Source organism: Streptomyces sp. BBFR51 (assembly GCF_044591655.1).
Lineage (GTDB): Bacteria > Actinomycetota > Actinomycetes > Streptomycetales > Streptomycetaceae > Streptomyces.
Map to the genome: position 1 here is coordinate 4,923,230 of NZ_CP172448.1, position 12,701 is coordinate 4,935,930.

Below are 12,701 nucleotides of genomic sequence, written 5' to 3' on the forward strand. Positions count from 1 at the left end.
GACCGCTTCCCCTGGCCGCGGCGCGCGCCTACGGCTCGGGGAGGCGGGCGAGGGCCTTGCGGGCCAGCTCCTGGGCGAGGGAGCACAGCTTCTGCCTCGAGGAGTCGCCGGCGACTCCCACCGTGACCACCTCGGTACGACCCTCGACGGTCGGTCCCGCCGCGCCGTACTCGGCATCGACCGAGCAGCTCGGCAGGGAGGGTCCGAGCAGCGAGCTGTCCTCGTCGACGGGGCTGTACTTCACCGCCGCCTTGCGGCCCCCGACCGTGAGCGGACGTCCCTGCAGCGCGTCGTCCTGGTGCCCGAAGAGGATGTACAGGTGCGGTTCGTCTATGTTCTCGGGGCCCCAGGTGCAGCTCTGGCCGGTGAACGTGGCGTGCCGGTCGCGGGGGTCGATGTCCGGGACGCGCGCCGCCTCGCTCTCCTTGATCAGGTCGCACGCGTCCTGGTTCGCCAGCGAGTCGGGAGCGTGACGGGCAGAGGGAAGATCGCCGGACTTGAGCAGGCGGATCACGCCGGTGGCGGCGGTGTCGGCGATCCGGCAGGCGCGGGTGCCCGTTTCGTCTCCGTAGACGCCTATCGCGACCGCCCCGGTCCCCTCCGGTACCATCACGTCCCGCGTGCAGTCCTTGTCGTCGCTGAGCTCGCCGTAGCCCTCGCTCTCGTAGACGGTGACGCCGTCCCGCAGCACCGGCGTCGGTGCGGGATTGTCCGGGGACACCTCGCTCGGTCCGGACTGCAGCTCCACGAAGATCGAGACGGACCAGTCGTCGCGTCCGTCGAGCCGGATGTCGCACTCGCCGTACCTGATCCCCCGGTCGTACTCGACCTTCCCGAACCCGGCCAGCACCTTCCTGTCGATCAGCTTGCAGGGATCGGCGCCCCGCAGATCCTCGGGGGCGACGGGCAGGGAGACCTCGCTGGGTGCGGAGGTTGCGGAGGTTGCGGAGGTTGCGGAGGGTGTGGAGTCGGCCGAGGCGCGAGAAGGTGCGTCCTGAGACGCGCTGTCCTGTGCGGAACATCCCGCCGCGAACAGCGCGATGGCCAACGCCCCCGCGGATAGCGCCGACCCACGAGCCACCCGCCCGGAGCGACCTGTGTCGTTCACCTGTGTCCTCCTTCGTCCCCATCCGCGAACAACGGGCCGCAGCCCACGTACGAGCTGGGCGTCATCGAATATGGGTCAGGGCAGCGGCGGCGACGGACGCCCCGGCGGGACACGTGGTGTCCTGCGGTTCCCCGGGCTCCGGAATGGTGGTGGTGCCGACCAGGCGATCGGTGTCGTGCACCGCGACGAAGATGAAGCAGATCCGTTGGAATTCGGCTTGGATGGCCTTGTGCTGCCCCACCGGCACCTGCGTGACGCGACCGTTCTTGGTCATGGTCTTCGCGTAGGACAGGGGCAGGTCCAGGCCGAGGTTTACGCTCTGCCCTGCCAACTTCCACCTGCAGGTCGGTCCGTTCTTGCCGGACTCCTGTTCTCCCCGGCCGGTGATACCGAGGGCGGCGAGGTCGTGCCCGTCGAGAGCGAGACACGGCTGCGACGCCAGCTGCGCCTGGCTGTACTTGCTCGGCTGCGCTTCGGCGGAGGGTGAGGACGGGGCGGCGGTGGCGGACGGGGTGGCGACGGAGGTCGAGGTGGGCTGCGTGGACGACGACCCCGGCGTGCCTTGCCCGCCCGAACACCCGGCGCTGAGCAGGCCCACGGCGACTACAGCCCCGAGTGCGGCTGTTCGTCGGGAGCGCCCGCGCCGGGAACGCTGATCAGGATCGAATCGCGGCATGTCGGCACGGTAGTGGCGCCGAGCCGGGACCGGTCCCGGCACAAGTCCGCCTCGCAGACCGGACTCACTGAGGGGCAGGGCTCATCCGGAGGCCACCACGGAGTCGGCGCCCAACGACCCTACTTGCCCCCGCTGTTGCCCTTGCCGCCCCGCTTGTCCTCCGTCTTCACGGCGTCGTTGACCTGCTTGGTGAGTTCGTCGTCGAGCTTCTTGAACTCGCGGACCACGGCGTCCGACATGCTGCCGAGGGCGTCGAGCTGCTGGGTGATGTCCTCGCGGCCGTCCTCCCAGTTGGACTCGAAGTCGTCGAGCGCGTCGTTGACGCTGCCGTCGCCGATGTCGTCCTTGTAGGACTCGAAGAGCTTCTTGGTGTGGTTCAGCCGCGTCTTCAGTGACCGCAGCCGGCGCCCGTAGTCCTCCAGCTCGGTCAACGGCAGTGCGAGGTCGCTCTTGCCCATGGCCCGAAGTCCTCTCTGCGGGTCAGACGAAACGGAACGTGCCGGTCACAGCGTCGAAGATGTCGTGGAACGCCTCGGCGAGATCCAGCACCGGGCTGGCTCCGGAGACGAGGACCACCTGGTCGGTGGTTCCCGGTACGGGGATGTACGTCTGCGTCAGCACCATACGAAGGGTACGGCTGTCGCCCTGCGCGACGGGCACGTCTTCCACGCCGTACGTCCGCGCCGCCGGGCCCACTTCGGGAATGTCGACGGTCGTCACCTTGCGCCAGGCGTCGCCTTCGCGGCGCGCGGTGATCGTACGCAGGCTGTCGGCGATGGCCCGGGGATCGGTGGACAGGGCGACCCCCTGCTTGTTCCTGGCGCCCAGAACGGACACGGTGACGGTCGCGGCGAGCGGGACACCCTCGAAGTTCTCGGCCATGCATCCCAGGTAGAGGGCCCCGGAGTCGTGGGCTTCCTTGGCCATCTTGCGGAGCATGGCGGTCAGGTCGGCGCGGTACGGCGCCAGTTCCGGTGTTTCGTCGAGGCGTTCATCCACCAACGCGCGGATCGTCGCGTCCCGACCCTCGGGGCGGATATCGAACTCCCACCAAGTTTCCGGGACGGAGAGCGAGAGACCACCGGAAAGTGCAGGGGCACCTGCGGCGCCTTCGTTCGAATCATCACTTCTTTCGGTAGTCAATTCCTGTCACCTCTTCCAGGATGGAGAACAATGTGTCCTGGCTGAGTTGCGGCACAACGTAGTCGTGCGATCTGATGGTCTGGAGGAAATCTTCCGGTAGAGCCACATGGTAGGAATCCACGTAGTGAGGCAGATCGAGGCGCCACACCCAGTCGCCATCTGTCTTCAAGGACGCGCCGCCTGCGATGGGGAAGTTGTCGGCGGACAGGATATCCGGTTCTGCGCCCATCTCGCTGAAAATATCAGTCCCGTTGGCCAGGTAGTTGACGATCTCTACCTCATCTGCTTCGCCGGCTGGGCGTACAAGGTCGTGGATCGAACATTCCCTTTCGATTCCCCAACTGGAGGGCTGTTCTCGGAAGAAGCCGACGGTTCTGATCATTTCACTTTCCTTGCTGTTGGTCAGTCACAGGAGAGGAAGGAAGGTTCTCCAGCTTCCATTGTCCATGATGGCGGGTGCGAATGGTCCGTCACCGATGGTTGGTACCCCTACCGCGTTGGTGGGGGCTTTTACTGTGGTTCCAAGAATATTGGCCATCTCCTGGGCGGGTGCAATTCCGCCGGTCGGTATTGCACCGCTGTGGCACGATAGCAAGCGGACCGGGCCGCCGTCGTAGTCAGGTGACCGGCGGATTGCGTCCGCCACTTGGTGTGGGTTGACGGTCTCTCCCGCAGCCCGGAAGCCGGACAGGTTGTCAGCGCCGGCCAAAAACGTTCCGTCGCGCAGACCATGGATCACTGCGTCCTGATGTCCTGGGAGGCGCTCTGCTACTTGGAAGTTGCGTAGCGTCGAGCTGTCGTACCCGATGGCGAGTATGCGATTGCCGTGGTAGATGGGCATCCCTGAGGCGAGCGCATCGTCGCCGGGATGCTTCGGAGGAGCGGCAATCTTGGATCCCGTTCGCTCTGGGTGGCCCTTGCCCATAGTGCGGAGGAAAAGGATCTTGAGACCCGATCGTCCACTTCTGATAACGGCTGCGAGGTTCTTCAGACCGCCGCCGATGCCGCCCATGGCCCCGGCGCCAAGAGCTTTCAGGCCCCCGGCTTTCCAAAGCTTGCCGAGCTTGGCGAGGCTGGTGAAGCCCTTCGTGGCGGGTATGCAGTCCAGGGCAGCCCATAGGAGATCGCCCCAGCCGGCCTCTCCCTTGATGACTTTTCTTATCGTGTCGGCCATCACGACGAGCGCCGCCGCGAACACCAGCCAGCCCAGCGGGCCGCCCACGATCATCACGATGATGCCGACGATCGTCACGACCCACTTGCATATGGTGACGATCTCGTCCCAGTGGTCGGAGACCCAGTCGCCGATCTCCTCCCACCAATGCCGGTTCGGAACCCCGGCGTCGGAGGCTTCCCGGAGCTTGGTCACCGTCCGGCGAGCGGCTTCCTCGCGCAGGCCCTTCGCCTGACCGGCGAGCCTCTTGGCCGCGTCCAGGGCGCTCTGAGCGCCTTCGACGTTCCGTTCCGCTGCCGTCTGGCGAGCCTTCGCGTGCTGGGCGTCGCGGGTGGCGCGGCGGACGTCGGCCTCGTCGGGCTTGGGGACGTCCTTGCCGCCGTTCTTGGCGGGGTCGTACGAGTCGGTCTTCTCGGTCGCCCTGCGGACCCAGTCGTCGGCGCCGGTCAGAGCGGTCTGGGCCGTGGTGAGTTCCTCACGGGCCTTGCGGCCGTCGCGCAGTGCCTTGTCGGCCTTCTCCTGGGCGTCCTGGAGATCGGGCCAGAAGGTGGCCAACGCGTCGCCCGCCAGGTTGTACGACTTCTTCAGCTTGCGCAGCTTCTTCGGGGCGTCCTCGAACTCCTCGGCGAACACCTCCGCCGTCTTGCCCGCCCACGAGAGGATCTCGTCCTCCTTGGCGATGCCCTTGAGGTCGCGCAGGACGTCGGACACGTCGTCGGCGAAGTCGTGCAGGGTGCCGGCGAGTTTGCGTATGCGGTCCGGGTCTCCCGGTGTCGGGTCCTTGTCCAGGTCGAGTACGTGCCAGTCCGCCGGCCTGTGTGACACCGTGTTCTCCCCCGTACACGTGCGATGCCCACTGCTTGGAACGCGCGTCTGAATTTATCGCATGCGACCGCCTTGCAGATCAGGCGATAGTCCTCTTGAGGCTATGGACGAGGGCGGTGAAAGAGCCGACCGGGACGGTGAGTGTGCCCTGGGACGGGGCCTTCGAGTCGCGTATCGCGACTCGGGTGCGCAGTGGTGCGATCTCCACGCACGTGTTGCCGTCGCCGCCGCCGGAGAACGACGACTTCCGCCAACACAGCGTCTCGGTCACTGCTCGCCTCACAGTTCCTTCGTCATACGGTGGATGAAGTCCCGCGACGCCGTGGGGCTCAGCGACGCCTTCTCCACCTTACGGAACAGTGTTCGAAGCTGGTTCAGTTGAGGTTCCGCGTCGATGAAGGCGGTCCCTGTGGGGGAGTCCCGAAGTACGGTGTCCAACTGGGCCACGGGCCCGCAGGCCTGCATCATCGAAGCCTCGGCGCCGGCGAAGCCGTCCTGGTCGGCGGGGATGACCCGGACCGTCGTGTGACCGTCCTCGATCTGCGCCAGGATCCGGCGGAGTTGAGCCTGGGCCACTGAACGGTCGGCCACACGAACTCTGAGTGCGAACTCGTGGATGATCGTCTCGTACGGCTTCGGATTGTCGCCCTCGATCACGGAGCGCCGCCGCGCCCGGTGCTCTACCCGGGGGACCAGTTCGCTGTCGGGCAGGCCCGGCATCATGTACGTGTACACGGCGCGGGCGTAGTCGGTGGTCTGGAGCAGCCCAGGGACGTGCGTGATCACGATCTCGCGCAGGGCCGTCGCGTGGTGTTCGACCTCGGCGGTGTCCAGGAACACCGGCGGCAGTACGCCCCGATACTCCTCCCACCAACCACGGGTGCGGTCGGTCGCCATGGCAACCAGCGCCTCGATCAGCCCTTCGTCCGTGCAGGCGTAGTGAGCCGCGAGGCGCCGTACGCGTTTGGCGCTCACCCCCGCGACCCCGGACTCGATCTGGCTCATCTGGACGGAGTCGGCACCCAGGAGTTCTGCGGCCTCCCTGGACTTCATTCCCATGGCTTCGCGAAGTTTGCGCAGCTCAGCGCCCAACCGCACCCTGCGGGCCGTGAGATGTCTCTTCGGCGGCAACCGATGCCTCCTGGTTTCAACTGCTCGCGCTGTGTAGCTCGTTCGGGGGTCAGAATACGGCAGCCACTTGCTGTTTCCTAAAACTAGGAAATACCGTCTGTGGTGTGACGCGCACCCTGTGGCGTCAAAAGTGCCGGAAGTGCACCGTTTCGTCGTGCCTCGACGAGCGGCGATGCCACCAGGCGCCCCATCCACCGAACGGAGTTCACCCATGCCCGAGACCGAGCCCGTCGACTCGACGGCCCCCTGGGAGTACACCCTCTACATCCCGAACGACCTGCGCGCCGTCACCGTCTGCCGTCGCGCCCTCCGACTCATCCTCACGATGCACGGCCTCATCCGCCTCGTGGACACCGCCGAGCTGCTCGCGACCGAGCTGGTCTCCAACGCCGTACGCCACACCAAGGGCCCCGCCGCGCTGCGGGTGCGGTGGGCGGCCGGCGTGCTGCGGGTCGGGGCGTGGGACGCCGACCCGGGGCCGCCCGAGCCGCCGGGGAGGCTGGACGCGCTCACGGAGGCGGAGGAGGGGCGAGGCCTCGCGCTCGTGCGGGCGTGCGCGGACCTGTGGGGGTGGCAGCCGCTGACCAGGGACGGGAACCGGGGGAAGTACGTGTGGGGTGACCTTGTCGCGGCGTAGCTCGTTGATCGCGTCGTACAGGAGGGAGAGCTGATGGTCAGCTCGTCGCACGAGGCGCTGCACTGGGTCTTCCAGAAGGACCCAGCGCTGCTGACGCGGGCGTTTCAGAAGGTGCTGCGCGTTCCGTTCCCGGAGCCGCGTGACTTCGCGGTCCTGAACGCCGACGTCACGGAGATCGAGCCCGTCGAACGGCGCGTGGACACGCTGATGCGGGTGGAGACGGACGACGGAGCCTACCTCCTCGTCGTCGAGGCTCAGGGGAAGAGGGACGAGAAGAAGCGCGGCAGCTGGCCGTACTACCTCGCGTATCTGTACGAGAAGTATCGCTGTGAGCCGGTACTCGTCGTGATCACGCAGAACAGCGCGACGGCGCGCTGGGCGGCGCAGCCGATCCGGCGGGGGTTGCCCGGCTGGGATTCGCTGACGGTACGACCGCTGGTGATCGGTCCGGACAACGTGCCGGTGATCGCCAGTGAGCGGGAGGCCGAGAGGGACGTCCCGCTTGCCGTTCTGTCGGCCATGACACACGGGCGAGGCTCACAGGCCGCCGCCATACTGGAACCGTTGGCTTCCGCTCTGCGGACCGTTGACGGCGACAGCGCTGCGGTGTTCGGACAGTTCATCGAATCATGCCTGGGTGACCCCCGGGCCAAGGACCTCTGGAGGGACCTGATGTCGGAGATCCGCTACTTCTTCAACAACCCTGTGGCCGAGAAGGTCCGTGAGGAAGGCCGCGTGGAGGGGCGCGAAGAGGGCCGGGTCGAGGATCGGGCCGGGATGACTCTTCGGATTCTGGAGTGGCGGGACATCCCGGTGCCCGGTGCCGTGCGGGAGCGGGTGCTTTCCTGCGCGGACCTCGGCCAACTCGAAGTCTGGGCCCGGCGGGCGCTGACGGTGGAGCGGGCCGAGGATCTGTTCAGCGGTTGATGGACTGGATCTCCTGGACTTCCATGTCCTGGGTCGTCTCGAAGGTGCCGTCCGGCAGGTCGCCCTGGGCGCCGTCCGTGCCCTCCCAGGAGATCTCCCAGGTGATCGAGGCCTTCAGTTGGTACGGGTCACCGCTCGAGGCGCGCAGGTAGCGGATGCCGCAGGGTGGGGTCTGGTCGGCCTTGCCCTTCGTGTACGGCGTGCCGATGGAGCCGTCCGCGTTGATCTCGCAGTCGCCGGATGCGGGGAACGTCTCGGCGTCGGCCGTGCCGGGCTCCAGGTGGAGGGCGACGGGCTTCGCGGTCGTCTCCGCCCACAGACCGGTGTTGGGCAGCTCGGCGCGGACCTTGACCTCCTTGAAGGTGCCCTTGTCGAGCCAGACCCAGGTCGGGAGGTTGACGGTCGATTTGGCTGCCGGCTTCGCCTCGATCTCGGTGGCGGGGACCTCGACCTTGTCGTAGGCGTACTCCGCGAGTGTCTGCGGCGTTGGAGCGTTCGGCACGTCGGGGATGTCGCCCGCGTCCTGCCAGAACATGAGCCTGTTGCAGAGTGACGTGTCGTCAAGGGCGGCAAGCTTCGGGGCGACTCCGCGCCAGAAGTAGCCCTTCTTGCCGAGGTTGTAGTTCTTGTAACCATTCGCGGACGACGGGGTTCCGAAGTAGTTGGGTGCGTCCTTGCCGTCCTTGAAGTGGTCGGTCCACAGCTTGGATCCGTACCAACCCTGGCGGATGCTGACGTCACCGCCGCCGTCGTTCTCCGCGAAGTCCTTCAACTGCTCGGGTGTGAAGACCGGCTCGTACCAGCAGGGCGGGGGCTCCCAATCGACGTCGGTCGCGCTCAGGCTTCCCCGCTTGCCGCCGGTCGGGCCGCTCACTTGCGTGACCTTGATGCTGGTGTGCTGTGCCGAAGCGGTCAGTTCCTTGCCCTCTGCCTCGCCCCTTGTGTCGGATCCGCCGAAGGCGTGGGCAGGGGTGGAGTACGCGAGGGCAGTGGCCAGTGACGCGGCGATCACCGGCAGCCCCCTGTGCCAGGCCCTCACTTCGCGCACTCGCCCCTCTCCGAGCGGACGGAGTCGTTCTGCCACACGCCTTGGCTGCTCTTCTTGAGCGTGACCAGGTAGTACACCTCGGGATCCATGTCCTTGGGATTTCCTTCGACCTTGCCGGTCTTCCGGTGCTTGGTGTACGCCTCGCTCTCGTTCGTGCAGTAACCGAGAGACGCCGTCGTGCCGTCGTCGAGGAGAGTCACCTTCGGGTCGAAGACCGGGAGCTTGCCGATGACCGTCACGTTCTTGTCCGTGTACGACTTGATCCACTTCTTGCTCTGCGAGCGGCCGGAATCGGTGTCGTAGAAGGTGACGGCTTTGCTGTCGGGGTCGTTGGCGATGATCGCGGCGTATCCCGCCCGCAGCTCTTCCTTGGCATCGTTGAGCACGGCCTGCTGCTTGGCGTCGCTGTTCTCCCAGTCTTCGAAGGTCAGCTGGAAGCTGCTGGGAAGCTCGATCACCGGACGCTCGACGCCGGGCGCTGCGGAGGGGGACGTGGACGCCGACGGCGAAGAGCTCCCCGTCCCCGCCCCCTTGATGTCGTCCGGTGACGCGTCGTCGCCGTTTCCGCCGCAGGCGGTCAGGAGCAGGGCCGCCGTTGCGGTGAAGGTGGCGGCGGTCATGGTGAGGGCGCTGCTGCGGGCCACTGGTGTTCCCCCCGGGGTACGGCGTGTGCGACAGGGAACGAAGTTATCAGGGGGGCGTGCACGCACTCTGGCCGGTTTTCGGGGATTGTGTGCGGGGTGTGAAGGGGTGGTCGACGTAAGCGGGCAAACGGCGTGAAGCGGGCGGACGTTGTGATGTGGGCCTCTCTTGCCCCTTCGCCGCTGTCGGTGGGAGTCCATAGGATCTCTGTAGGCTCAGCACACCCCTCATACCGGACGCCCCCGCGGCCTCCTCCGCCCACGACCACGACCCAGGACTCCACCCATGCCGCGACGCCGCACATCAAGCTCCTCCAGCTCGACGGCTCCCTCGGCTCCCTCGGCACCCTCGGCACCCTCGGCACCCTCGGCACCGAGGAACCGGACACCCCAGCGGGTGCGGGTGCGGCGGCGGTCGTTCGGGGACCTCGTCAAGGCGTTCCTCGCCTTCCTCGTGCTGGCCGTGCTGGTCGTCGGGGTGCCCCTCGCGCTGGCCGTCACCGCCGGGTGGCCGTTCCCCGGCGGTGCGCCCAGCCTCGACTGGCTGCAGCGTGAGATCACCGTCACCACCTTCCTGCACATCCTCACCGTCATCGTCTGGTTCGCGTGGGCGCAGTTCACCGCCTGCGTGCTCGTCGAGGTCAAGGCCGCGCTGTCCGGCGTCGGGGTGCCGGGGCGGGTGCCCGGGTCCGGGCCCAGTCAGCTGCTGGCCCGGCAGCTCGTCGCCGCACTGCTCCTCGTCGGCGCCACCGCGGCGAGCCTCACGCCGGGGCTGTCGCAGCTCGGGCAGAGCCTGGAGGGGAACCAGAAGCCGTCCGTCGCCGCCGCCCAGCAGACGCCGGGGCTCTTCGCCCAGCAGCAGGAGCAGGCCGCCGCCACGGCCAACGCCCTTGCCGAGCAGGCCGGACAGGCCGGGCAGGCGGCGGCCCGGGCCGACGGTGGGGCCTCCGCCGCGCACGGCGACACGAAGTACTACCGGATCCAGCCGCCAGAGGGGCGTCACCACGACTCCCTCTGGGAGGTCGCCGAGCGGCACCTCGGTGACGGGCGCCGGTACAAGGAGATCTTCGAGCTGAACAAGGACCGGGTGCAGCCCGACGGGTCGAGACTTTCGGAGGCCTCGCTCATCCGGCCCGGGTGGATCATGGAGATGCCCGGCGACGCCCGCGGCGGCGAGCTGGTCGAGATGCCCGACGCGGCGCCGAACGTCTCCGAGCAGGTGCAGCAGCAAATCAGCGACTACGCCCGGAGCGGGGACCACGCGCAGGGCGGAGGCGGAGCGCAGGGGAGCGGTGACGCCCAGGTCTCCCTGCCCGAGCAGCGGCCCGCACCCACCCCCGCCACTCCCGCCAACCCCGTCACGCCCGCGACCCCCGCTCCCAGCGCCGGGCAGGAGCATGCCGCCCCCGCCGCCGAGCAGACCGGCCGGTCCTTCGGGCTGCCCGAAGCCCTTCTCGCCGCGCCCCTTCTCGCCGCCGGTCTCCTCGGCGCCCTCGGACGGCGACGCCGGCAGGCGCTGTGGCAGTCGGCGCTCGGAGCCGTCGGCGGGCGGCGCGGCATGGAGCCGCCCACGCCGACCGGCGACGCCCAGGACGCCCACGACGCGCTGCTCGTCGGCGCCGACCCCGAAGGCGTACGCCTGCTCGACCGGTCGCTGCGCGGGCTGGCCGCGTCCCTCGCCGCCGAGTCCCGCCCGCTGCCCGTCGTCTACGCGGCCTGGATGAGCGGCAACGGCGACCTGCACCTCCAGCTCGCCCAGCCGGCCGGGAAGCCGCCCTCGCCCTGGCGGCAGGGACAGGACCAGACCTTCTGGATGCTGGCCCGCGCCGACGCCGAGCGGTACGAGGACGCCGACACGGCCGCGCCGTACCCCGGTCTCGTCAGCCTCGGCACCATGGACGACTCCCGGCTGCTGCTGAACCTGGAGGCCGTGCCCGGCCTGGTCTCGCTCAGCGGCGCCGAGGCCGACCGGGCCGCCGTGTTCGCGTCGGTCGCCGCCGAACTGGCCACCAACGGCTGGTCGGACCGTATGACCATCACGCTCGTCGGGTTCGGGGACGACCTCACGCCTCTCGCGCCCAACCGGATCCGTCACCTCGACGGCTTCGAGGACCTCTTCGAGACGATGTCCGCCGAGACCCGGCAGCGGCGCGGCGCGCTCGGCGCCGCCGGGCACGACTCCGTACTCACCGGGCGCACCGGACCCGCCCAGCACACGCGTTGGGCTCCGCACCTGGTGCTGCTCGCCGCCCAGCCCTCCGACGAGGACGCCCTGCGCCTCGCCGAACTCGCCGCCGACGCCGGACGCCTCGGCATCGGCTACCTCGTCGGCACCGAGGGCGCCGACCTGCCCGGCGCCGCCTGGGAGATGGAGATCACCGGCGAAGGCAGGCTCCTCGCGCCGCTCCTCGGCCTCGAACTGGACGCCCAGTTGCTGCCGGCCGCCCAGCAGCGCGCCGTCGTCGAGCTGTTCACCGAGGCCGACCCCGAGCGCGGACCCGGCCGCCCCGCCAACACCCCGCCGTTCCTCGTCGACATCAGCGAGCAGGGGCGGCCCGCGGTGTACGCCCGCCTCGTCGGGTCGTACGAGATCATCGGCCTGGACGCGCCCGACGGCGAACGCAGCGCCCAGCTCCACGAGGCGCTGGCGCTGCTCCTGCTGCACCGCGAGGGCGTCCACCCGCGGGTGCTGTCCTCCGCGCTGTGGCCGCGCGGTGTGACGGGCGACGTGCGCGACGCGCTGCTCGAGCGGCTGCGGGCCTGGCTCGGCACCGACGCCGACGGCGCGCCGAGGCTCGGCACCGACGCCACCGGGCGGCTCACCCTCGCCAAGTCCGTCGTCTCCGACCTCGACGTACTGCGCTCCCTCTACTACGAGGCCACGCAGGGCCGGGGCGTCGACAGCCGCCAGGTACGCGGGCGGCTGCTCACCGACGCGCTGGTGCTGGTGCGCGGGCCGCTGCTCGCCGACCGGCCCGAGGGCCGCTACCGCTGGCTCACCCACGAGATCATCGACGCCCAGCTCCCGCTGCTCGTCGCGGACACCGGGCTGGCGCTCTCCGAGTTCCACCTGGAGAGGAACCGCGCGGAGAAGGCCATCGAGGCGCTGAACGCCGCGCTGCGCACCGCCCCCGCCGACGAGCGCCTGTGGCACGAACTGCTGCGCGCCACGCACGCCACCGACGACACCGGCCGGCTCCGCGCCCTCGCCGCCGACCTCATCGGGCGCAGCGGCGCGCGCGGTCTGCCGCCGCGCACCGAGGCACTGCTCGACGAGCTGCTGCCGACCTGGCGCGACGGCGTCGCGGCGGCGGGCTGAGCATGCCGAGCGGGCTGAGCGGGCTGAGCATGCCGATTGGGCTGAGCCGAATGGCCGGGTGGACCTCCTGAT

At 68.9% G+C, this 12,701-nt stretch carries 13 protein-coding genes; 3 read left to right on the forward strand and 10 right to left on the reverse strand.

Annotation, left to right across the window (positions count from 1 at the left end; translation table 11 throughout):
* Nucleotides 1–28: 28 nt before the first annotated feature.
* From ACGH7X_RS22565 to ACGH7X_RS22600, 8 genes are all read right to left on the reverse strand, one after another.
* Entirely contained in the window at nt 29–1,108 is a 1,080-nt protein-coding gene (locus tag ACGH7X_RS22565; RefSeq protein ID WP_399887333.1) for a DUF3558 family protein, read from the reverse strand.
* Between the two features lie 61 nt (nt 1,109–1,169).
* Nucleotides 1,170–1,784 carry a DUF3558 family protein gene (locus ACGH7X_RS22570; RefSeq protein ID WP_399887335.1) on the reverse strand — a complete coding sequence of 205 codons (615 nt, stop codon included), beginning with the start codon at nt 1,782–1,784 and terminating at the stop codon, nt 1,170–1,172.
* A 119-nt stretch (nt 1,785–1,903) separates the two neighbouring features.
* A complete protein-coding gene (locus ACGH7X_RS22575) occupies nt 1,904–2,242 on the reverse strand; it encodes a hypothetical protein (RefSeq protein WP_399887337.1) in 339 nt (112 codons plus the stop codon).
* Between the two features lie 22 nt (nt 2,243–2,264).
* Nucleotides 2,265–2,783 (reverse strand): hypothetical protein, encoded by a 519-nt coding sequence (locus tag ACGH7X_RS22580; protein ID WP_399897252.1) that lies wholly within the window; start codon nt 2,781–2,783, stop codon nt 2,265–2,267.
* 124 nt (nt 2,784–2,907) lie between these two features.
* Nucleotides 2,908–3,309: a hypothetical protein gene (locus ACGH7X_RS22585; protein WP_399887339.1), complete on the reverse strand. Its 402-nt coding sequence runs from the start codon at nt 3,307–3,309 to the stop codon at nt 2,908–2,910.
* 24 nt (nt 3,310–3,333) lie between these two features.
* Nucleotides 3,334–4,926: a putative T7SS-secreted protein gene (locus ACGH7X_RS22590; RefSeq protein WP_399887340.1), complete on the reverse strand. Its 1,593-nt coding sequence runs from the start codon at nt 4,924–4,926 to the stop codon at nt 3,334–3,336.
* 79 nt (nt 4,927–5,005) lie between these two features.
* Nucleotides 5,006–5,197, reverse strand: a complete 192-nt coding sequence (locus ACGH7X_RS22595; RefSeq protein WP_399887342.1) for a DUF397 domain-containing protein — start codon at nt 5,195–5,197, stop codon at nt 5,006–5,008.
* A gap of 8 nt (nt 5,198–5,205) precedes the next feature.
* On the reverse strand, nt 5,206–5,979 hold the full coding sequence (locus ACGH7X_RS22600; RefSeq protein ID WP_399897255.1) for a DUF5753 domain-containing protein: 774 nt from the start codon (nt 5,977–5,979) through the stop codon (nt 5,206–5,208).
* A 289-nt stretch (nt 5,980–6,268) separates the two neighbouring features.
* On the opposite strand from ACGH7X_RS22600, the gene ACGH7X_RS22605 reads away from it, so the two are divergent.
* Nucleotides 6,269–6,694, forward strand: a complete 426-nt coding sequence (locus tag ACGH7X_RS22605) for an ATP-binding protein (RefSeq protein WP_399887344.1) — start codon at nt 6,269–6,271, stop codon at nt 6,692–6,694.
* A gap of 33 nt (nt 6,695–6,727) precedes the next feature.
* On the forward strand, nt 6,728–7,621 hold the full coding sequence (locus tag ACGH7X_RS22610; protein ID WP_399887346.1) for a hypothetical protein: 894 nt from the start codon (nt 6,728–6,730) through the stop codon (nt 7,619–7,621).
* On the opposite strand, the gene ACGH7X_RS22615 is transcribed toward ACGH7X_RS22610, so the two are convergent.
* Together ACGH7X_RS22615 and ACGH7X_RS22620 are read right to left on the reverse strand one after the other, a co-directional pair.
* Nucleotides 7,611–8,660 carry a hypothetical protein gene (locus ACGH7X_RS22615; protein WP_399897258.1) on the reverse strand — a complete coding sequence of 350 codons (1,050 nt, stop codon included), beginning with the start codon at nt 8,658–8,660 and terminating at the stop codon, nt 7,611–7,613. The two genes, ACGH7X_RS22610 and ACGH7X_RS22615, sit on opposite strands and share 11 nt — an antisense overlap.
* A complete protein-coding gene (locus ACGH7X_RS22620; RefSeq protein WP_399887348.1) occupies nt 8,657–9,313 on the reverse strand; it encodes a hypothetical protein in 657 nt (218 codons plus the stop codon). The genes ACGH7X_RS22615 and ACGH7X_RS22620 overlap by 4 nt, the downstream gene beginning before the upstream one ends.
* A 283-nt stretch (nt 9,314–9,596) precedes the next feature.
* Between ACGH7X_RS22620 and ACGH7X_RS22625 the strand changes: the two genes are divergently transcribed.
* Complete coding sequence (locus ACGH7X_RS22625; protein WP_399887350.1) at nt 9,597–12,629, forward strand: BTAD domain-containing putative transcriptional regulator; 3,033 nt, start codon at nt 9,597–9,599, stop codon at nt 12,627–12,629.
* The last annotated feature ends 72 nt before the right edge of the window (nt 12,630–12,701 follow it).

Bases quoted from the DNA above. Each gene is read 5' to 3' on its own strand.
- ACGH7X_RS22570 (WP_399887335.1), bottom strand. From the start codon at position 1,784: ATGCCGCGATTCGATCCTGATCAGCGTTCCCGGCGCGGGCGCTCCCGA.
- ACGH7X_RS22625 (WP_399887350.1), top strand. From the start codon at position 9,597: ATGCCGCGACGCCGCACATCAAGCTCCTCCAGCTCGACGGCTCCCTCG.
- ACGH7X_RS22585 (WP_399887339.1), bottom strand. From the start codon at position 3,309: ATGATCAGAACCGTCGGCTTCTTCCGAGAACAGCCCTCCAGTTGGGGA.
- ACGH7X_RS22575 (WP_399887337.1), bottom strand. From the start codon at position 2,242: ATGGGCAAGAGCGACCTCGCACTGCCGTTGACCGAGCTGGAGGACTAC.
- ACGH7X_RS22600 (WP_399897255.1), bottom strand. From the start codon at position 5,979: ATGAAGTCCAGGGAGGCCGCAGAACTCCTGGGTGCCGACTCCGTCCAG.
- ACGH7X_RS22610 (WP_399887346.1), top strand. From the start codon at position 6,728: ATGGTCAGCTCGTCGCACGAGGCGCTGCACTGGGTCTTCCAGAAGGAC.
- ACGH7X_RS22605 (WP_399887344.1), top strand. From the start codon at position 6,269: ATGCCCGAGACCGAGCCCGTCGACTCGACGGCCCCCTGGGAGTACACC.